General features: G+C 68.9%; 18 protein-coding genes and 1 tRNA gene. 11 read left to right on the forward strand and 8 right to left on the reverse strand.

Features of this window, described 5'->3' with window-relative positions; all coding sequences use genetic code 11:
• From AB1634_12780 to tolQ, 3 genes are all read right to left on the reverse strand, one after another.
• On the reverse strand, nucleotides 1–328 hold a 328-nt coding region (locus tag AB1634_12780), incomplete at its 3' end, for a hypothetical protein (protein ID MEW6220392.1).
• Nucleotides 329–332: 4 nt separating this feature from the next.
• A complete protein-coding gene (tolR, locus tag AB1634_12785; GenBank protein ID MEW6220393.1) occupies nucleotides 333–752 on the reverse strand; it encodes a protein TolR in 420 nt (139 codons plus the stop codon).
• Nucleotides 753–787: 35 nt separating this feature from the next.
• Nucleotides 788–1486, reverse strand: a complete 699-nt coding sequence (tolQ, locus tag AB1634_12790; protein MEW6220394.1) for a protein TolQ — start codon at nucleotides 1484–1486, stop codon at nucleotides 788–790.
• A gap of 536 nt (nucleotides 1487–2022) precedes the next feature.
• On the opposite strand from tolQ, the gene AB1634_12795 reads away from it, so the two are divergent.
• The 9 genes from AB1634_12795 (at nucleotide 2023) to AB1634_12835 (ending at nucleotide 13419) form a co-directional block, all read left to right on the forward strand.
• Nucleotides 2023–3345: a homoserine dehydrogenase gene (locus AB1634_12795; protein ID MEW6220395.1), complete on the forward strand. Its 1323-nt coding sequence runs from the start codon at nucleotides 2023–2025 to the stop codon at nucleotides 3343–3345.
• Nucleotides 3342–4550: a cofactor-independent phosphoglycerate mutase gene (locus tag AB1634_12800; protein ID MEW6220396.1), complete on the forward strand. Its 1209-nt coding sequence runs from the start codon at nucleotides 3342–3344 to the stop codon at nucleotides 4548–4550. Before AB1634_12795 ends, AB1634_12800 begins: the two co-directional genes overlap by 4 nt.
• Complete coding sequence (locus tag AB1634_12805) at nucleotides 4547–5032, forward strand: thioesterase family protein (protein MEW6220397.1); 486 nt, start codon at nucleotides 4547–4549, stop codon at nucleotides 5030–5032. Before AB1634_12800 ends, AB1634_12805 begins: the two co-directional genes overlap by 4 nt.
• 14 nt (nucleotides 5033–5046) lie before the next feature.
• A tRNA-Met gene (locus AB1634_12810) sits at nucleotides 5047–5123 on the forward strand.
• 93 nt (nucleotides 5124–5216) lie between these two features.
• The gene (locus tag AB1634_12815) at nucleotides 5217–8096 is read left to right on the forward strand and encodes a DEAD/DEAH box helicase family protein (GenBank protein MEW6220398.1); all 2880 of its coding nucleotides are present in this window, start codon (nucleotides 5217–5219) and stop codon (nucleotides 8094–8096) included.
• Between the two features lie 336 nt (nucleotides 8097–8432).
• Entirely contained in the window at nucleotides 8433–9368 is a 936-nt protein-coding gene (locus AB1634_12820; GenBank protein ID MEW6220399.1) for a cytosolic protein, read from the forward strand.
• 366 nt (nucleotides 9369–9734) lie between these two features.
• Entirely contained in the window at nucleotides 9735–10379 is a 645-nt protein-coding gene (locus AB1634_12825; GenBank protein ID MEW6220400.1) for a VPLPA-CTERM sorting domain-containing protein, read from the forward strand.
• A 551-nt stretch (nucleotides 10380–10930) separates the two neighbouring features.
• Entirely contained in the window at nucleotides 10931–12688 is a 1758-nt protein-coding gene (locus AB1634_12830) for a protein kinase (protein ID MEW6220401.1), read from the forward strand.
• Entirely contained in the window at nucleotides 12688–13419 is a 732-nt protein-coding gene (locus tag AB1634_12835) for a protein phosphatase 2C domain-containing protein (GenBank protein MEW6220402.1), read from the forward strand. The genes AB1634_12830 and AB1634_12835 overlap by 1 nt, the downstream gene beginning before the upstream one ends.
• A gap of 12 nt (nucleotides 13420–13431) precedes the next feature.
• Here the strand turns inward: AB1634_12835 and AB1634_12840 are convergent, their stop codons facing one another.
• The 5 genes from AB1634_12840 to AB1634_12860 all read right to left on the reverse strand — a co-directional run bounded on the left by AB1634_12840 (nucleotide 13432) and on the right by AB1634_12860 (nucleotide 17598).
• Nucleotides 13432–14259 (reverse strand): nitroreductase family protein, encoded by an 828-nt coding sequence (locus AB1634_12840; GenBank protein MEW6220403.1) that lies wholly within the window; start codon nucleotides 14257–14259, stop codon nucleotides 13432–13434.
• Nucleotides 14260–14384: 125 nt separating this feature from the next.
• Nucleotides 14385–14615, reverse strand: a complete 231-nt coding sequence (locus AB1634_12845) for a heavy-metal-associated domain-containing protein (protein ID MEW6220404.1) — start codon at nucleotides 14613–14615, stop codon at nucleotides 14385–14387.
• Nucleotides 14615–14875 (reverse strand): hypothetical protein, encoded by a 261-nt coding sequence (locus tag AB1634_12850; GenBank protein MEW6220405.1) that lies wholly within the window; start codon nucleotides 14873–14875, stop codon nucleotides 14615–14617. The genes AB1634_12845 and AB1634_12850 overlap by 1 nt, the downstream gene beginning before the upstream one ends.
• 63 nt (nucleotides 14876–14938) lie before the next feature.
• Nucleotides 14939–15748, reverse strand: coding sequence for a methyltransferase domain-containing protein (locus AB1634_12855; protein ID MEW6220406.1), 810 nt, complete (start codon nucleotides 15746–15748; stop codon nucleotides 14939–14941).
• Between the two features lie 41 nt (nucleotides 15749–15789).
• Complete coding sequence (locus tag AB1634_12860) at nucleotides 15790–17598, reverse strand: cation:proton antiporter (GenBank protein ID MEW6220407.1); 1809 nt, start codon at nucleotides 17596–17598, stop codon at nucleotides 15790–15792.
• 261 nt (nucleotides 17599–17859) lie between these two features.
• Here AB1634_12860 and AB1634_12865 point away from each other — a divergent pair, with 261 nt between their 5' ends.
• On the forward strand, nucleotides 17860–18645 hold the full coding sequence (locus AB1634_12865) for a PhnD/SsuA/transferrin family substrate-binding protein (protein ID MEW6220408.1): 786 nt from the start codon (nucleotides 17860–17862) through the stop codon (nucleotides 18643–18645).
• Nucleotides 18620–19127: hypothetical protein (locus tag AB1634_12870; protein ID MEW6220409.1), on the forward strand; the 508-nt coding region annotated here is incomplete at its 3' end. The genes AB1634_12865 and AB1634_12870, both read left to right, overlap by 26 nt.

A 19127-nucleotide genomic window follows, 5' to 3' on the forward strand; every position in this document is an offset into this window, starting at 1 on the left:
GCGGCGGCTCCGGCTCGGGCACCGTGACCTCCGGCGGCTTGGGAGGCTCAATCTTCGGCTCCGGCTTGGGCGCCGGTGCCGGTGCCGGTGCCGCCGCCTTCGGCCGGGGGGTCGGGGCGGTGGCCGGCGGCCCCACCTCGGCGGCCGAGAAGAGGCTGACGCTGTAGACCTCCGGCATCTCCCGGGGGCGCCGGAGGAGATCCGGCAGGTAGAGGGCCGCCAGGCTGGCCACCAGGTGCAGGGCCACGGCCAGGGCCAGGGGCGTCTTCCAGGATGATGGCTCGAGCCCGCCCATGGCGAAGGGCGAGAGACGATCGCTGTCTGCCATCGCTTTACGGGCGCTCTTCCTGCGGCAGGGTCACCATGCCCAGCTTGTCGACGCCGGCCTCCTTGGCGTCGGCCATCACCTTGGCCACCAGGCCGTAGGCCACGGTCTTGTCTGCCTTCAGAAGCACCTGCCGATCCTTGTCCCGGGTCACCACCTGGCTCAGCTCCTGCTTCATGAGGCCGGGCGCCACCTTGATCCGGTCGATGAAGATTTGACCGTCCTTGTCCACCGTGATCACCAGTGGCTCCGGCTTCTGGGGCAGGGATTTGGCGGTGGTTTCCGGCAGGTCCACGTCCATGCCCTGGGTCATCATCGGCGCGGTGACCATGAAGATGATGAGCAGCACCAGCATGACGTCCACCAGTGGGGTGACGTTGATATCGGCCACCAGGCCACGCCGGCCATTGCCAATGGTCATTCCCATTGCGGTTGTCCTCGCTTGCGCTTCGCGGTCAGTGGTCAGATCCGGGAGATGAGGTCCCGCTCCACCAGGTTGAGGAAGTCGGCGGAGAAGCCCTGCATCTCGGTCTCCAGCTCCACCAGCTGGTTGTTGAAGAAGTTGAAGAAGATGACCGCCGGGATCGCCACCGCCAGGCCGGCGGCGGTGGCCACCAGGGCTTCGGAGATGCCGGGGGCCACCACCGCCAGGGAGGCGGAGCCCCGCTGGCCGATGTCCTGAAACGAGGTCATGATGCCCCACACCGTCCCGAAGAGGCCGATGAAGGGGGTGGCGGAGCCGGTGGTGGCCAGGAAGGAGAGGGAGCTGGCCAGCCGGCCCAGCTGCTGGGTCTCCGCCTTCTTGAGGGTGCGCTTGAGGTTCTCCATGCCAGCGAGCCGGCTTTCCAGGGTCTCTTCCGCCGATTCCCGATCCGAGCGGGCGCGTCCGATCTTCTGCAGCTCGATGTAGCCGGTGCGGAAGATGTCGGCCAGGGGGGCGCCGGTGAGATCCTGGGCATGCTTGTGGGCCTCCGCCAGGTTGCGGCTCTTCCAGAAGGCCTCGAGAAAGGCCTCCGACTCCCGGCGGGCCTGACGATACAGGCGATGCTTCATGATGATGATGGTCCAGGAGCCGAGGGAGAAGAGGAAAAGCAGAAGCATCACCAGCTTCACCATCGGACCGGCGTCGATAACCATGTCGAGGATGCTGATCTCGTTCACAGAAAAGCCTCTTGTGCTGACCGGGAAATGGGGATGGACTGACCCTGGCCCAGGGTCGCGACAGTGTACCCGAAAAGCAGACCCCCCACCACTCCTGCCCCGGAGGCGGCCGGAGGGCGGGAGCTGGCGGCAGGGCGGGAGACTCTAGGGGGGCGGATGCCGGTCCAGTCCCCTCTGGCCGCGGCGAGGGCCCTCCTCGCTGGCTGACTGGGCGAGCGAAGGAGCGGCATGACCGGCAAGGGAGCACACATGAGCAGCCGGACCAGAGGCCGGCGGGCTGGGGAATGCGGGGACAGGCACGGAGGACATGGGGTCTGGCCGCGGCCAAATTGGGGCCGGAGTTGACCGCATCTATTTATATGGTTTTGGGACGGTTGTCAACGTGGTGCGCCGGGCGCCGCCAGGGCGGGGAGGCCGTCAGAACATCGCTCCTGGTGACTTTGGCGGGAAAAGACGTTAAGCTGAGCCCCGCTTCCGGCCTGGGGCCTGTTGGCCGCCAGGCCGTCCCGCTGTCCAGAACCTGACAGGACATGGCCATGACGACAATCAAGGTGGGCTTGATCGGCTTCGGAACCGTGGGCAGCGGGCTGGCCCAGGTGCTCCATGAACAGGCCGGCCGGCTGGAGCGCAAGGTGGGGCTAACCATTGCGCTCGCCAAGGTGGCGGATCTCCGGGCCGTGCGTCTGCCGGTCCATCTGGCGCACATCCCTTTGTGCCGGGATGCCGGCGAGATCCTCCGGGATCCTGAGCTCGATATCGTGGTGGAGCTCATCGGCGGCATCGAGCCGGCCCGTACCCTCATCCTCCAGGCCCTGGCGGCGGGCAAGCACGTGGTCACAGCCAACAAGGCGCTCTTGGCCCGCCATGGCAGCGAGATCTTTGCCGCCGCGGCCCGGGCCGGCCGAGAGATCGGCTTCGAGGCCTCGGTGGCCGGCGGTATCCCGGTGCTGAAGGCCCTGCGGGAAGGCCTGGTGGCCAACCGCATCCTCTCCATCATGGGCATTGTCAACGGCACCGCCAACTACATCCTGTCCCGGATGACCGACGAAGGCCTGCCCTTCGACGAGGTGCTCCGGGAGGCCCAGGCCCGGGGCTACGCCGAGGCGGATCCCACCTACGACATCGAGGGCATCGACACCGCCCACAAGCTGGCCATCCTGGTCAGCATGGCCTACGGCATGCCGGTGGATCTGGAGGCCATCAGCGTCGAGGGGATCTCCCGGATCACCCCCCTCGATATCGCCTTTGCCCGGGAGCTGGGCTGTCGGATCAAGCTCCTGGCCATCAGCCACAACCACGGCGAGCACGTGGAGGCCCGCGTCCATCCCACCATGGTGCCGGAGGGCCACCTCTTGGCCAACATCAACGGGGCCTACAACGCCATCAACATCATCGGCGACATGGTGGGCAGCATCCTCCTTTCCGGCCTGGGGGCAGGGATGATGGCCACCGGCTCGGCGGTGGCGGCGGATGTGGTCGATATCGCCCGCAACATCCGCCATGGCGCCATCAACCGGGTGCCGGCCCTGGCCTATCTGCCGGAGCGGATCGCGCCCCGTCGCATCACCCCCATGGGCGACATCAAGGGCTGCTACTACATCCGCATCGACGCCCTGGACCAGCCCGGGGTGCTGGCCACTGTTGGCGGTATTCTGGCCCGGCACGGGATCAGCATCGAGTCGGTGATCCAGAAGGGCCGCCGGCAGCGGGGGGCGGTGCCGGTGGTCATGCGCACCCATGAGGCCAGCGAGGCGGCGGTAGCCAAAGCCCTGGCCGAGATCGACGCCCTGCCCATCTGCGCCGCGCCGGCGGTCAAGATCCGGATTCTTGCCGACCCGGCGGAGGGTGAGCAGGGATGAAGGTGATCATCCTGGTGGGGGACGGCATGGGGGATCTGCCCCTGGCCGAGCTTCAAGGCCGCACCCCGCTGGCCGTAGCCCGGACCCCGGCCATGGACTACCTGGCCCGCCACGGCGAGCTGGGCCTTGTCACCACCATCCCGGCCGGTCTGCCGCCGGGCTCTGACGTGGCCAACCTGTCGGTTCTGGGCTTTCGGCCGGAAGAGGTCTACACCGGCCGCGCCCCCCTGGAGGCTGCCAGCCTGGGCGTGCAGCTGGCCCCTGGCCAGATCGCCTTCCGGCTCAACCTGGTCACCCTGGCACCCGGCGCGGACGGGACCTTGACCATGGCCGACTACAGCGCCGGCCACATCAGCACCGCCGAGGCCCGGGCCCTCATCGCCGCCCTGGACCAGGAGTTGGCCAGCCCTGATCTCGCCCTCTACCCCGGCGTCAGCTACCGGCACCTCCTGGTCCTCACCGGCGAAGGCGCGGATCTCGCCACCGTGCCGCCCCACGACCACAGCGGCCGGGACATCTCGTCCTTTCTGGCCGCCTATGGCCGGGTGCCGGCCCTGGCCAGCTTCATGGCCCGGGCCCGGGCCCTTCTCGCCGCCCATCCCGTGAACCGGGAGCGGGAGGCCGCCGGCCGGCCGCCCGCCAATGGCGTCTGGCTGTGGGGGCAGGGCCGGGCCCCGTGCCTGCCCACTTTCGCCCAGCGCTATGGCCTGCGCGGCTCGTTGATCTCGGCGGTGGACCTGCTCAAAGGCATCGGCGTCTATGCCGGTCTGACCGTCGTCCAGGTGCCTGGCGCCACCGGCTACCTGGACACCAACTACGAGGGCAAGGCCCAGGCAGCCCTGGCGGCCCTGGCCGAGGGCGACTTTGTGCTGGTGCATGTGGAGGCCCCGGACGAGGCCAGCCACCAGGGGAATCTCGCCGGCAAGATCCAGGCCATCGAGGATTTCGACCGCCGCATCGTGGGACCTGTTTTGCAGGGTCTGGCCGGCGGCCCCCCCTTCCGGCTGGCAGTGCTCATGGACCACCTCACACCCTTGGCCCTGCGCACCCATGTCGCGGATCCCGTGCCCTTCGTCATCTACGACGGCCGCGCCCCCCGGGCGGCCCAGGCGCACAGCTTCTGCGAAGAGGCGGCCGCTGCCACCGGCCTGAGGCTCCCCGATGGCGAGGCCTTCATGGAGCGCCTTCTGGGGAGAAGGCCATGAGTCGATTATCCGTGGAACTGGCCGGCCCTGTCCACCGCTCCTCGGTGCGGGTGCTCTATGCCGACACGGATACCGCCGGCGTGGTCTACTATGCCAACTACCTGCGCTTCTTCGAGCTGGGTCGCACCGAGCTCATGCGCGCCTGGGTGGTGCCCGCCGCCGAGCTGGAGGCAGAGGGTCTCATCCTGCCGGTGGTGGAATGCTACTGCCGGTACAAGGCCTCCGCTGCCTACGACGATCTGGTGCATATCGACACCTGCCTGGCCCAGATCCGGGACGTGGCCTGTCGTTTCCATTACCGCCTGACCAGGGAGAAGGACGGCCGCCTCCTGGCGGTGGGCTTCACCTTGCATGCCGCGGTGGACCGGGCCGGCAAGCTGACCCGCCTGCCCGCCGGCATTGTTGCCCGGCTGCAGGCCAAGTGCGACCAAACCGCGACCCCGCTGGCGTCCAGCCTTGACAGGGCCCAGGAGCACGGGTAGTATACGTTTCGTGACGCGGGGTGGAGCAGTCCGGTAGCTCGTCGGGCTCATAACCCGAAGGCCGCAGGTTCAAATCCTGCCCCCGCTACCAGCACGACAACGAAGGGGGCTCCAGGCTGCGGCCGGAGCCCCTTTTTTTTTTATTCCTGGTGCCATTCCCGGCAGGTGGCGCGGACAGAAGAGCATGAAGCCAGGGCAGGAGTCGCGGCTGGCGGGGGAATCCGTCCACAACCACTCGCCGCCGGCCGCCAAGATCGCCTTGTTCCGCGCCCTGTTCCGCGGCCGGGACGACCTCTACGCCCGCCGGTTCGAAAGCCGCAAGACCGGCAAGTCCGGCTACCAGCCAGCCTGCGGCAACGAATGGGTGCACGGCCTTTGTGACCGGCGGGTTGTCAAGTGCGCCATGTGTCCGCACCGGCGACTCCTGCCGGTGACGGACGAGGTCGTCCGCTGGCACCTGTCCGGCCGGGACGATGCCGGCCGCCCCTTTGTCATGGGCGTCTATCCGATGCTGGCGGACGAGAGCTGTTTTTTCCTGGCTGCTGATTTCGACAAGGAAAGCTGGCAGGAGGATACGGCGGCCTTCATGGACACCTGCCGCCGCCTGGACCTGCCGGCGGCCTTGGAGCGCTCGCGCTCCGGCCGTGGCGGTCATGTGTGGCTGTTCTTCGACGAGCCGGTGCCGGCGGGCCTGGCGCGGCGACTGGCGGCATACCTGCTCACCGAGACCATGGAGCGGCGGCCGGATGTCGGTCTTGATTCCTATGACCGCTTTGTTCCGGGCCAGGACACCCTGCCCCACGGCGGCTGGGGCAGTCTGGTCGCTCTGCCGTTGCAGAAGGAGAGCCGGGAGCGCGGCAACAGCGTCTTTGTGGACGATTCCTTCGTTCCCTTTCCCGACCAGTGGGCCTATCTCGCCACTCGGCCGAGGATCGGGCGGGGGCAGGCGGAGGCGATGGTGCGGGAGGCGGAGGCCCGGGGGCGGGTGCTCGGGGTGCGTCTGGTGGCGCCGGAGGACGATGATGAGGCGCCCTGGACCGCGCCACCATCGCGCCGGCGGCGGGAGCCATCCCTGGCCGAGCTGCCCGAGCGGCTGGATCTGGTGCTGGGGGATCAGATCTATGTCCGGAAGGCGGACCTTGCCCCAGGTCTGCGCAACCGGCTGCTCCGCCTGGCGGCGTTCCAGAATCCGGAATTTTACAAGGCCCAGGCCATGCGGCTGCCGACCTTCGGCACGCCCCGCATCATCGGCTGCGCCGAGGACCTGCCGCAGCACCTCGGCCTGCCACGGGGCTGCCTCGGGGATGTGGCCGATCTGCTGGCCGAGCTGGGAGTCGCGCCCGTCATCCATGACGAGCGGCAGCGGGGTCAGGCACTGGCGGTCTCGTTCCACGGGGAGCTGCGTCCCGAGCAGCAGGCGGCGGCCGAGGCGATGGCCGCCCACGAGACCGGGGTACTGGCCGCGACCACCGCTTTCGGCAAGACGGTGGTCGCGGCCTGGCTCATTGCCAAGCGCCAGACGAGCACCCTGGTCCTGGTCCATCGCCAGCAGCTCCTCGAACAGTGGCTGGAGCGCCTGGCGACCTTCCTGGACCTGCCCCCGGGCGCTATTGGCCGGATCGGTGGCGGCCGCAAGAAGCCTACCGGGGCGCTGGACGTGGCCCTCATCCAGAGTCTGGTCAGAAAGGGCGTGGTGGACGATCGGGTCGGCGATTACGGCCATCTCGTGGTGGATGAGTGCCACCATCTGTCAGCCCGCAGCTTTGAGCTGGTGGCCCGGCGCGCCAAGGCCCGGTTCGTCACCGGTCTTTCCGCCACCGTGGCTCGGAAGGATGGCCAGCACCCGATCATCTTCATGCAATGCGGCCCGGTGCGCTACCGGGTCGCGGCAAAAAAAGAGGCCCTGGCGCGTCCGTTCACCCATACCGTTCTGGTCCGGCCAACCGGCGTTCTGTCCCTCGCCCGGTCCGAGGAGGCCGGTCGGGCCCAGGACGCCCGCAGTCGCTTCCAGGAGATCTTTGCTGAGCTCATGGCTGACGAGGCCCGCAACCGGCTCATCTGCGCCGATGTCATCGCTGCCCTTCACGAGGGCCGGTCGCCGGTGGTGCTGACCGAGCGGACCGGGCATCTGAAGGATCTGGCGCAACGCCTGGCCCCGGAGGTCCCGCACCTCATCGTCCTGTCTGGCGGGCTGGGCAAGAGGGCGCTGTCTGCTGCCTTGACCCAGATGGCGGCGGTGCCCGAGGACGAGGGCCGGGTGCTCGTGGCCACCGGCCGGTTCCTGGGCGAGGGGTTCGACGACGCACGGCTGGACACCCTGTTTCTGGCCCTGCCGGTCTCCTGGCGGGGGACCATCGCCCAGTACGCCGGCCGGCTGCACCGCCTGCACGATCGCAAGCGCGAGGTCCGGGTCTACGATTATGCCGACCTCAACGTGCCCATGCTGGCCAGGATGTTCGAGCGGCGATGCCGGGGGTATGAGGCGATCGGCTACACCGTGCAGCTGCCGGCCAGCGCTCTGCCAGGATGGCCGGCCGAGGTGGTGTTGCCCAGCGATCCCGCCTGGAAAGAGAGCTTTGCCGCCAGTGTGCGGCGTCTCATCAGGGACGGGGTGGACACGCCGCTGGCGACCTTGTTTGTTCGGGCAGCCGGGGCGATTCCCCCGCACGCCGAGGAGGCAGCCCGGGCCCGCAGCGCCGCCGAGGCCTTTCTCTACCGGCGGCTGGCCACCCTGCCCGAGACCGCTGGCCGGTTCCGCCTGAACGTGGAGCTGCCGATTCCTTTCGATGGACAGGGCCGCATGGAGGTCGATTTCCTGGACGCCGAATCCCGCGTAGCCATCGAGCTGGACGGCCCGCAGCATCTGGCCGATCCCCTGGCCTACCGCCGCGACCGCCGCAAGGATCTGCTCTTGCAGGCCAACGGCTACTTCGTGCTGCGCTTCCTGACCGAAGACCTCGGCACGCACCTCGACGACGTGCTCGACGCCATCGGCCGCGCCCTGGCCCATCGGCGTGGCGAGCGGGGGAGGGGATCAGGTTCGGCGGCACCGTCCGGGGGATGAGCCAGGTGGCGCGGGATTGCGGTATCCTTGCATCATCCGGGCGCGGTCCTGGGCGAGCCTGCCGGCCGGACCGCCCGCAGCCGGCCTGAGCGCCCTGTTACCCCGGCAAGACCACGCGGCGACGACGGGCGCGGGGTGCGCCCCCCTGGTGGCTCCCGCCGATTCCCCTTGACCACCCCCCGACGGCCCGGGTAACAAGAGACAGCCGGCACCAAGCTTCTGACTCCAGACAGAACGGCTCCCGGTATCCGTGCTTGTAGGCTACCCCCGTTGCTGCCGGCGAACAGGCCAGACCGAGCAACGGCCGCCGTCCCTCCTTCATGCGCGAGGAGCCTCATGCCGTCGTCCGCCGATTACGATACCCCGTGGAAGGAGATCCTGACCCGATACTTCCCGGAATTCATGGCCTTCTTCTTCCCGGCGGCCCATGGCGGCATCGACTGGTCCCGGGGACACGTCTTCCTGGACAAGGAGCTGCGGCAGGTGACCCGGGACGCCAAGCTTGGCCGGCGACTGGCGGACAAATTGGCCAAGGTGTGGCGCCGAGACGGCGGCGAGGCCTGGGTGCTGGTGCATCCGGAGATCCAGGGGCAGCCCCAGGAGATCTTTGCCAAGCGAATGGATGTGTACAACTACCGGATCTTCGACCGTCATGATCGCCGGGTGATGAGCTGCGCGGTCTTGACGGATGACCGGGCCGACTGGCGACCCGACCGGTACGGATACGAGCTGTGGGGCTGCGAGCTGGGCTTCCGCTTTCCGGTGGCCAAGGTGCTGGACTATGGTGAGCGATGGGAGGCGCTGGAGCAGGACCGCAATCCTTCCGCGGTGGTGGTGATGGCGCATCTGAAGGCCCGGGAGACGCGGGATGCTGCGATCGAGCGGGCATGGTGGAAGTTTGATCTGGTGCGGCGGCTCTACAACCGGGGGTATGCGCGGCAGCAGGTGATCGATCTCTTTCGTTTCATCGACTGGCTGATGCAACTGCCGGAGGAGTTGGAGCAGGGATTTTTTCAGCAGCTGGCGGCAGTTGAGGAGGATACAACCATGCCGTATGTATCCAGTGTGGAGCGGATCGGAAGGAAGAAGGGGCTTGAGCAGGGCCTTTCCCAGGGTCTTTCCCAGGGTCGTCGCGAGACCCAGCTGGCGGTGGCGTCCAGGCTGCTGGGGATATTGGACGACGAGGCCATCGCCACCAGCACCGGGTTGTCGGTGGAGGAGGTGCGCGCCGGCGGCTTGCCGGCGCCGGCGCCGGGGGCGGTTGGCTCGTAGGGAACGTATTCAGCGCACAACGAGGTCCTCGGGGCGCTTCGCTCAAGCCGTGCCGCACGGCATCCGAGACGCTCAGCGCTGTCCATTCCTGGTCTTCTTGGCGTACGCCTTTCTGGAATCGCTCCGGAAAGGCGTACAGGTCTTCCGGGATTCCGGCCAGGGGCGTGACTGGGCCAGACGGGGCTCGGCCAGGACGTTTCTCGCCAGCCCGCGTCCGGCGCGGGTTTTCCGTCGCCGCTTGGCCGGAGGCTTGGGTTGGCACGATATTGGCTTATGTCTCCGGCGTAGTCCAGGCCCTGCGGCGTCATGCATGCGCTGCCGCATGCGGGCTGGGGGCAAGCCCAATCCTACGCACAGGAGGATGGTATGAAGATGACGATCTGGAGATCGTGGATCCTGGCCGGTGGCATCCTCCTGGCCGGGGCTGGGGCGGCGGGCGCCGCGCCGCTGGCGCCGGTGAGCTACGACATGCCCAATGGCGAGACCGGCAGCTACCAGTACTGGGACGAGTCCTACACCGGCAGCGGCAATCCCCTGGTCAGCCTCAGCCCCTTGAGTGGCGGCCTGGGGGATCTCACCGACGGGGTCATCGCTACCCAGAACTGGAACATCGTCGAGGCGCCGGCTGGGCCGGGGCCGTACGTGGGCTGGTATACCATCACGCCCACCATCACCTTCCATTTCGGCGGCCCGGTGACGGTCGACGCCGTCACCTTCTACGTGGACGATGCCAACGGCTACGGCGGAGTCCGGACGCCGGCCGGCTTCGTCATCGCCGGCACCAGCTACAGCGTCGCCGATCCTCCCGGCTCGGCGCCCACCAGCTACACCATCGGCAACCTGGGCTTGAGCCTCTCCGACCTTGCGGTCACCATCAACCGTCAGCCCGGCTGCTGGGTCTTCGTCAGCGAGATAGCCTTTACCGGGACCCCGGTGCCGATTCCGGCCAGCGCTCTTCTTCTGGGCAGCGGCCTGACCAGCTTGGTGGCCTGGCGGCGTCGCCGCTCCTGATTCCGGCCGGCGAGTGGCCTTTCCACGGGCAGGGTGATCCGGTGGCGGATCCCCTGCCCGTTTTCGTGTCCTGGTCCCTCGCCCCGGCCAGATGCACCAGCCCCCGCGTGTCGTACACCTGCGCGCCTTCTGTGCCGAATACGGCGCCAATGCCCTTCCGGCCCTCTTGCTCCATACCGGCCAGGCCACCGAATGATCACCTCGGACGTCCTGGCAGCGCCATGGTGGAAGGTGCTGCAGTAGGCTCCTGTGGCCCTCCGGGACGACCTCCGGCTCGCCTCCGTCCCTTGCGAGGGCCGCTGGGTTGTGGCGATTCCCCAGTGAATCGTTCGGAATTCCGGTTGGTTCTGTCCGGACTTCCGGAATTCGCTCCAGCTCTCGGGCGGCACGGCCGTGCAACACCGCGGAACGCCGTCGTTATCGGCGGTGGTTGCCCGGTGGTCCTTCTGGCATGCCTCTGGCATAAGTCTCAACAATTCGGGCTCTTGACCTGGCCATGGATCGGTCGGGATCGGGCGCCTGGTGGCAGTCAGGCCAGAAGGAGGAGGACGATGATGAAGACAGTGGAGCGGCGCCAGTGGGAGCGGCGGGATGTGCCGGAGCCGGAGCTGGGGGTGGTCTATCGCCACCTGGTCGAGCCGGCGGGGGGCAGGGAGCTTGGCTCCCATTATCCGCTGTTCGTAGGGATGCACAACACCAGCCCGGGGGGCATGCTTCTGGAGCTGTCCCGGCTTTTCGCGCCCGGGGACCTTCTCAACTTTACCCGCCACGACCCGGAGGCCAAGGCCTGGCGCACCGCCCTCGCCCGGGTGGTCTGGACCCAGCGCAGCGCGGATCGCCGGGGCTACCTGACCGGTCTCGAATACGTGCGGGAAGGGGCGGCGCCGCCGGCAGCCAGCCAGGATGCCGTCCCGCCGGGGACGCTCCTGGCGGACCTGGATTTCCTGCTGGGCACCAGGCTGCTCCGCTCCCTGCCCCGGCACGCCGTCTGGCCCCTCCTCAATTGCCTGTCGCCGGAGGAGCGCCAGGCAGGGGCGCGTCTCCTTGGCCAGGGAGAGGCCGGCGAGCACCTTTACCTGATCCAGGAAGGGGCGTGCACGGTGCGGGTGGAGAAGGACGGCACCTACCACACGGTGGCCCGTCTCGGGTCCGGGGACGTGGCCGGCGAGATGGGGGTGCTCACGGGCGAAGCCCGTTGCGCCAGCGTCGATGCCGACACGCCGGTGCGGCTGTGGCGACTGGAGAAGCGGCAGTTCGAAGCGGTGGCCGCCCGCCACCCGGACCTGCGCCTGTTTCTCACCGAGCTCCTGACCCGCCGTCTGGAAACCTCCCCCCTGGTGGCGGATCGCACCATCGGCCGGTATCTCATCCGGTCAAAGCTGGGACAGGGGGCGTGGAGCATCGTCTACCAGGGGATCCATGCCAGCCTCGGGATGCCGGTGGCGATCAAGATGCTCAAGCACGCCATGGCCATGGATCCGGACTTCCAGAAGCGGTTCAAGGACGAGGCCCAGATCATCGCCGGCCTTGGCCACCGCAACATCGTCCAGATCTATGATATCGAGGATCGGTACCAGACGGTGTTTCTCATCACCGAGCTCCTGGACGGCGAGGGGCTGGACCGGCGCCTGGCCCGTACCGGGCCACTGCCGGCCAAGCTGGCGGCCGACCTTCTGATTCAGGTCCTGGCCGGCCTCAGCCACGCCCATGGCAAGGGCATCGTGCATCAGGACATCAAGCCAGCCAATCTGATGCTGCTGCCCAGCGGCCAGATCAAGATCCTGGACTTCGGCCTGGCCTGCCCGTCCGGCAGCGAGGTCACCGATTTCGATGGCACCCCCTATTACATGTCGCCGGAGCAGATCGACGGTGAGACCGTCGACCGGCGCGCCGATATCTTCAGCCTGGGCATCACCGCCTTCGAGATGGTCACCGGCCGCCGGCCTTTTCCCGAGGACGACCTGGCCGCCCTCATGGAGATGCACCTCAGCCGGGATATCCCGGACCCGGCCGCGCTGGTGCCCGACCTGCCGCCGCCCCTGGCCGCCTTCATCCGCAAGGCCTGCCGGCGGCAGCCGGCTGAGCGCTTCCAGACCGCTGCGGAGGCCCTGGACGCCCTGGCACCGCTCGTGGATCCCGTAAGCCAGGGCGACCAGTTTCTGGGTCTGCCGGCCCGGCGGATGACCTCGCTGTTCGTCTTCTACCAGGACGAGCAGCGGGGGGAGCTGAACCGCCTGCTGGAGGAGTTTTGCGGCAGCCTCCAGCACCGGGGGATCGTGGTCAAGGCCGCGGAGTTCAAGGACGTCTGATGGAGACCTGGGCAACGACCCATATCGGCCGGGTGCGGCGGCAGAACCAGGATCGCTTCCTGGTGCACGCCGGCCGGGATGCCGCTGGGCCCTGGACCATCCTGGCGGTGGCCGATGGCCTGGGCGGGGTGGGGCAGACGGCGGGCGAGGAGGCGGCGGCCGCGGCGGTGCAGGCCCTGGCCGACTTCCGGCCGCCGGCCCTGGAGCCGCCGGCGGTGGAGTGGGCCCTGGAGGCGCTGGTCCGGGAGCTGGACAGCCGGCTTCTGGCCAGGGGACAGGAGACCCCCCGGGAGGAAGCCGTGAGCACCACCCTGACTGCGGTGGTGCTCCGGGGCCAGATCGCCACCTGGGTGCATGTCGGCGACAGCCGCCTCTACTGCCTCAGCCGAGACCGGCTCTGGCAGGTGACCACCGACCACAACGAGGCCCAGGAGATGGTGCTCCAGGGCCTGATGACTCCGGAAGAGGCCGCCATCTCGCCGGCCCGTCAGATCCTGGCCCGGGCCGTCGGCTGCCCGGATTGCCTGCCGGACACCGGCTCCTTTCCGGTGGCGGCAGGGGACCTGCTCCTCCTGTGCAGCGACGGCCTGGCTGGGGCGATGGACCGCCAGCGCCTGGCAGCCATCCTGGCCAAGCCGGACCCCCTGGCCGCCCTGGCCGACGAGCTGGTGCAGGCGGCCCTGGCGGTTGGCGGCCGGGACAACATCACCGTGGTCCTGGCCCGGCTGTGATACCGCCGGGGCTCAGCCTTGCCAGGTGATGACCGGCGTCTTCCGCAGCGGCAGGCGGTGGTAGCGGAACCTGGGGTAGCCGATCATCATCGCCGCCCGGGGGGTGCGGCCGGGCGGCACCGCCAAGGCCTCCCGGAGGGGCGGCCAGCCCTGGATGGCGAACATGAACAGCCCGGCCCAGCACGTGCCGAAGCCGAAGGACGGGGCTGCCAGGTCCAGGAAGGTGAGGGCGATGGCGCAGTCGATCGGGCCCACCGGATATTCCTGGGGCACGTGGGTGATTACCAGGCCTGGCGCCCCGCGGCAGATGACGTCGGCCCCGGACTCCCAGGCACTGATGATGCGCGGCATGGGCAGCCGGCTGGCAGCCGGGTCGCCGATCTTCACCAGATGCCGCATCCAGTCGATGGCCATGCCGGCCAGCCGCTGCACCTCGGCCCGGGAGGCCACCACCAGCCAGTGCACCTGCTGGCTGTTGGTGCCGGTGGGGGCGTAGCGGGCCAGATCGATGAGCCGTTCCACAGCGCCATGCTCGATCTCCCGGTCCAGGTAGCTGCGGATGGAGCGCCGGGACCGCAGGAGCTGCTCCACCTGCTCGCCGCTGGGGACAAGCTCGCGCCGGATCGGCGGGCAGGCTTCACTCCGCATGCCGGCGATGGACATGGCGCCCTGGGGGCAGACCGCCACGCAGTGGCCGCAGCGCAGGCAGAGCCTTTCCGCAGCCGGCACCTCCCGGGGGACGGCATCGGCGGGACCCAGCTCGATGATGCCCACCGGGCATTCGGCGACGCAGATGCCGTCGCGCTGGCACTTCTCCGGGTCCACCTGCAACAGAGCCATGGCTCACACCTCCCTTCTGCAATCGATGGTTCGGCAGTGGTTGTCGATGGACGGTATGGACACGGTGGACGGCATGGACCGAGGGGGCAGGTCCTTGCCGGCCGTGCCATCCGGACAGTGCTGCGTCAGGCCCCTTCCGTAGAGATCTTCATCCCCAGCCTTTCGATGCGCCGCCGGATTTCCGGCTCGCCGATCTCCTCCGGGTCGTAGACCACCGCCACGGTGCCGTCGGCATACCGGACCTTGGCCTCCAGGATGCCGTCGGTGCTGGTGAGCACGGTCTCCATGTCCGTGGCGCAGCCGGCACAGACGATCCCTGCCACCGTAAGCTCGATCCGCTTGCCGGCGGCTGCCATCAGGGCTGGTCTCCGGGTCGTTTCTCCTGACCCTGGGCCTCTTCCATGGCCTCCAGCCGGCGGTCCCCCAGCTCTGCCACGCCCCGGGCCTGGTCCATGGGGGTGCGGATCCTCTCGGCCGCCTCCTCGGCCACCGTATCGGTCAGCTCCTTGACCGGTCCGGTGCCGGCCGGCGGCTTCTCCTCCGCCGGCTGCCCGCAGCCAGTGGTCAGGGCCAGGAGCAGGGGGAAGGGCACAAGAAGACGGCGGACGACAGGCATGGCAGCTCCTCCCTTTCTGGTGGTTCGGCCAGGGGGGCCGCCGCCGGCGGCCCCTGGTCACAGTCAGCAGGCCAGCGGCGGCCGCATGGCGGTGAAGGTGACCGCAAGGGCGTTCTCGGCCAGAGCGGCCAGATAGGCGGCCGGTACCAGGCCGGGGCCCCGGCTGGTCAGCTCCTGGGCGGACAGCCGCCGCTCGTCCAGGATACTGAGGGTCATGAAGCTCATGGCAGCAAGCATGGCCCACAGCTCTTCGGCCACCATAAGCCCGCCCAGCCCCGCCGGCGGCGGCGCTGCCAGCGGGCGGCGCAGAACCAGATCCGCCACCACCATGCGGCCCCCCGGAGCCAGCATCCGGAAGATGTTGCGGAAGGCCCGGGCCGGATCCGGCACCTGACTCAAGCTGCCATTGGCGATGACCAGGTCGGCGAAGTTGCGGGCCAGGGCCGCGGTGGCCAGATCGGCGGTCTTCAGGACCAGACAGGGATGGGCCAGCCCGTCCGCCGCCAGGGCCCGACCTGTCGCCTCCACCATGGCCGGGGCGAGGTCGATGCCGGACAGGCGCCCGGTCGTCCCCAGCCTCCTGCCAGCCAGTACCAGGTCGATGCCCCCGCCACAGCCCAGGTCCAGGACCGAAGCGCCGGCCGCCGGCGCGGCCCAGCCCACCGGATTCCCCCAGCCGCCGGCCAGGGCCAGGGCCGCGGCCGGCACCCGGGCCAGGTCCTTGGCGTCGTACCAGGGACCGGCGGCAGCCGGGGAGGCGCCGCTCTGGGCCAGCTCCTGGTAATAGCGTTGCAGGCACTCGGTGGCACCGGCGGTATCCATGGCACGTCGTCCGGCAGGGTGGTTGGCGATGTTCTGCGCGGGTGGCTCCATCCTATTCCAGAGTCGCCTGGTATGGCAAGGCGGCCGTTTTTTCAGCCTGGCCTGGGCAGCCAGGCCAGGGCCAGCCGGCGGAAGAGGATCGGCGACGCCGAGGCGGTGGCCAGGGCCAGGGTGATGATGGCCGGCTGCAGGTCAGGGGGCAACAGGCCCTGGTCCACCCCGATCCCCGCTGCGGCGATGATGAGGGACAGCCGCGCCGACAGAAGGATGCCGGCCAGGGTGCATTGCCGCCAGGACAAGCCATGGAGGCGCAGGAGGAGGCTGGGCAGGAGCTTGACCACAATCGCCGCGGCCAGGAGCTGGCCGGTGAGGGCCAGGTAGCCCGGGCTGGCCAGGGCCGCCAGGGGGAAGCCGATGCCCACATGGATGAAAAAGACGGGGATGAGAAAGCCGAAGGACAAGCCTGCCAGCTTCTCCTCCAGGAGGCCCCGGCTCTCGAAGACCAGCGCCAGGATGGCGCCACCCATGAACGCCCCCAGGATCGGCTCCAGGCCGAGAAGCTCGGACAAGCCCACGAAGACGAACAGGAGGGCAAAGGCGGCCCGCACCCCCAGCTCCTGAGGGTCGGAGCCGCCCAACAGGCGCCGGGCCCGGTGGGGAAACCACCAGGCCCGGAGACGCACCGCCCACAGGACAAGGCCGAACAGCAGGAATACAAGCAGCGGCCCGATCAGGCGCCAGGACCAGCCGTGGCTCTGAAAGAGGACCAGGCCGGTGAGGCCGAGCAGGGTGCAGAAATCCGCCATGGTGGCGCAGACCAGGACCGTCTGCCCCAGAGCCGTCCGGCTCACCAGGATGCGGCGGTAGGGCATGGTCTGGCGGCTCACCAGCAAGGGGCAGGCCAGGCGATGGGCCAGGGCGATGACACTGGGGAGGCCCAGAAGTCGGGCCAGGGGGCCGAGGGGTCTGGGCAGCGTCACCACGCAGCCGATGCTTTCCTCCAGGGTGAGCCGGGCCAGGACCTCCTCCCACGGGCCATCAGCCAGTCGGAAGCTCAGCGGTGCCCCCGGTCCCAGGGTTTCGCCCCGGGTTTGCAGCTCCTGGGCCAGCTCCGGAGGACCGAGGATGGTCAGGCCCTGGGCGCGGCTGTTGGCCACCAGGTAGAGGGCCTCCCCCATGGCCGGCTCCAGGTCCTTGTCGCTGGCGGTTGCCGGCAGCAGGATCCTTTGGCCATACTCCAGGGGAAAACAGTGCTCCTCCAGGCAGAAGAAGGAGGCGATGGAGCGGTAGAGGCCGGCGCGACCGACGATGGTCCGCCGATCCCCGGCCTCGATGACCGTGCTGCCGTGGGGGATGATCAGGCGCCCCTGCCGGTGGATGGCGGCAATGAGCCAGTCGCCGGCTGCAAAGCTCCTGATCGCCTGACCCACCGCCGGCGCCTTGCGCAAAACCGAAAGCTCCATGACCTCGCCGGCGCCCTCGGCAATGGTGGTCACAACGAGTCGGGGACTTTCCAGAAAGAGCTGCACGTCCCGGGCGACCAGCTGGCTGGAGCAGATGGTGCGCACCGCCAGCTCCCGGAAGCGGGGCACCTGCCGGCTGTCGTTGACCAGGGCGATGGCGTGGTGAATGCCCCGCTTGCGGGCCTGGCGGCACACCTCGTAATTGACATCGTCGCGGTTGGTGAGGGCGGCGACGAAGTCGTGTGCCCCCAACTCGGCCTGGTCCAGGACCAGAGGGCTGGAGGCATCGCCGGCCACCCGGGTCACCACCTGCGGGTGGTCCTGGTGGGCAGCCAGGGCGGCCTCGGTCAAGTCGATCAGGGTTACCGACCAGGCCTGGCCCAGCTGGCGCAACAGCTCCCGGGCAGTCTTGCCGGCACCGGCAACAAGGAGGCGCATCGTGTTTTGCCCCTGGCAGAGGTTGGTCGACGCGGGCTGGCCATCGGCGACCGTGGACGATGGCAGATCATAACTGGAAGCATGGGGCCAAGAAAGGGGGAGAAGATTTCCCTTGCTTCCAGGAAGGGAAACTGGGAATGTTTTCGATGGCTCTCTTCTCGGAGCCAGGCCCCCGGCGCCCCCGCTTACGGCCGCCGGTGCCTTGATGACCTCGGCCCAGGAGCGCCTCCCCTGAAACGGCATACCTCTATTATAGGAACCTTGCGGCTGCTGCTCCTGTCCGGCCTGCTCCTGGCCGTGGGCAGTGGTGCTGCCACGGCTGAGCCGAGCAAGGTCTACTCCTTTGTCCCGGACGCGCCGGCCGTCAACCTCAGCTGGCTGAAGGCCGGCATGGAGAAGGCCTTTGGCGAGGCCGGCTTCCCGGTTCTCTTCCAGCCCTTTGCCCGCCTCAAGGATTTCGATCGGGAGCTCAAGTCCGCACCACCGGACCTGGCCATCCTGCCTGGCTGGTATCTGGACCGGCCACAGCAGGAGCCGGCCCTGCGGCCGCTCTTGCGCGCCAGCCGCCGGGGCGAGACCGTCTACCGCAAGGTTCTGATTGCGGCCCAGGACCGGCCACCTGGCCAACCCGGCCAGCGCGCCTGCACCGTGGCCCTGACCCCCGGTGGCTCGGAGGTCACCGAACTGGTAGCCGGGCTCTCCGTGGACGGCCGGCCCCTGGAGGAGCTGAGGCCCAGCCTGGTGACCGTGCCCAAGGATTCGGATGCCCTTTTTGCTGTCACCCTGGGCCAGGTTGATCTGGCCCTGGTCTCCGAGGACAACCTGACCTGGCTTTTGGGCGTCAACCCGCGTCTGGCCGCCCGGGTGCAGCGGCTGGCGTCCAGTCCGCCCCTGCCCCTGCCGGTGCTGTGTGCCGTGGCCGGTCGTCTGGCCCCGGAGCAACAGGCGCGCCTGGCCGACATTCTCTCCCGCATGCATGACGCCCCCTGGCGGCAACCCTTTGTCGAGGGCCTGCAGATCGATGACTGGCAGAAGATCCTTCCTTAGCACCGGTATCCTCCTCCTCGCCGTGCTCTGGCCCCTGGCCCTGGCCTGGGCCGCAGGACAGCGGGGGGTGGCTGTTCTGGCCAGTGGCCCGGAAAGGGCCTACCGGGCCCCCGTGGAGCGCTTCACCGATGGGCTGGCCGGCCGGCCGGTCGCCGTGTTCGACCTGGAGGGGGACGTCCGGACCGCGCCTGAGGTCATGGAGCGCCTCTTGGCCAGCCGGCCGGCCCTCATCCTGGCCCTGGGCGCCAAGGCGGCCACGGTGGCCAAGACCTGGACCAGTACCCGCCCGGGGATGCCGGTGGTCTTCGCCATGGTCCTGGACTGGCAGCGCTACAATCTCCTGGCCGACCAGAGCAATATCTGCGGCATCGCCACCGAGGCCGCCATGGGCACCCAACTGGCCAATATCCTGCTCTTCAAGCCCGAGGCCCGGCGGGCGGGCCTGGTGGTGAGCCGGACCTTTTCCGGCGAGGCCATGGCCG

The organism is Thermodesulfobacteriota bacterium, from assembly GCA_040755095.1.
Lineage (GTDB): Bacteria > Desulfobacterota > Desulfobulbia > Desulfobulbales > JBFMBH01 > JBFMBH01.

Excerpts from the sequence above, each read along its gene's own strand:
- tolR (MEW6220393.1), bottom strand. The coding sequence starts at position 752 with ATGGGAATGACCATTGGCAATGGCCGGCGTGGCCTGGTGGCCGATATC.
- AB1634_12795 (MEW6220395.1), top strand. The coding sequence starts at position 2,023 with ATGACGACAATCAAGGTGGGCTTGATCGGCTTCGGAACCGTGGGCAGC.
- AB1634_12800 (MEW6220396.1), top strand. The coding sequence starts at position 3,342 with ATGAAGGTGATCATCCTGGTGGGGGACGGCATGGGGGATCTGCCCCTG.
- AB1634_12805 (MEW6220397.1), top strand. The coding sequence starts at position 4,547 with ATGAGTCGATTATCCGTGGAACTGGCCGGCCCTGTCCACCGCTCCTCG.
- AB1634_12815 (MEW6220398.1), top strand. The coding sequence starts at position 5,217 with ATGAAGCCAGGGCAGGAGTCGCGGCTGGCGGGGGAATCCGTCCACAAC.
- AB1634_12820 (MEW6220399.1), top strand. The coding sequence starts at position 8,433 with ATGCCGTCGTCCGCCGATTACGATACCCCGTGGAAGGAGATCCTGACC.
- AB1634_12825 (MEW6220400.1), top strand. The coding sequence starts at position 9,735 with ATGAAGATGACGATCTGGAGATCGTGGATCCTGGCCGGTGGCATCCTC.
- AB1634_12830 (MEW6220401.1), top strand. The coding sequence starts at position 10,931 with ATGATGAAGACAGTGGAGCGGCGCCAGTGGGAGCGGCGGGATGTGCCG.
- AB1634_12835 (MEW6220402.1), top strand. The coding sequence starts at position 12,688 with ATGGAGACCTGGGCAACGACCCATATCGGCCGGGTGCGGCGGCAGAAC.
- AB1634_12840 (MEW6220403.1), bottom strand. The coding sequence starts at position 14,259 with ATGGCTCTGTTGCAGGTGGACCCGGAGAAGTGCCAGCGCGACGGCATC.
- AB1634_12845 (MEW6220404.1), bottom strand. The coding sequence starts at position 14,615 with ATGGCAGCCGCCGGCAAGCGGATCGAGCTTACGGTGGCAGGGATCGTC.
- AB1634_12850 (MEW6220405.1), bottom strand. The coding sequence starts at position 14,875 with ATGCCTGTCGTCCGCCGTCTTCTTGTGCCCTTCCCCCTGCTCCTGGCC.
- AB1634_12855 (MEW6220406.1), bottom strand. The coding sequence starts at position 15,748 with ATGGAGCCACCCGCGCAGAACATCGCCAACCACCCTGCCGGACGACGT.
- AB1634_12860 (MEW6220407.1), bottom strand. The coding sequence starts at position 17,598 with ATGCGCCTCCTTGTTGCCGGTGCCGGCAAGACTGCCCGGGAGCTGTTG.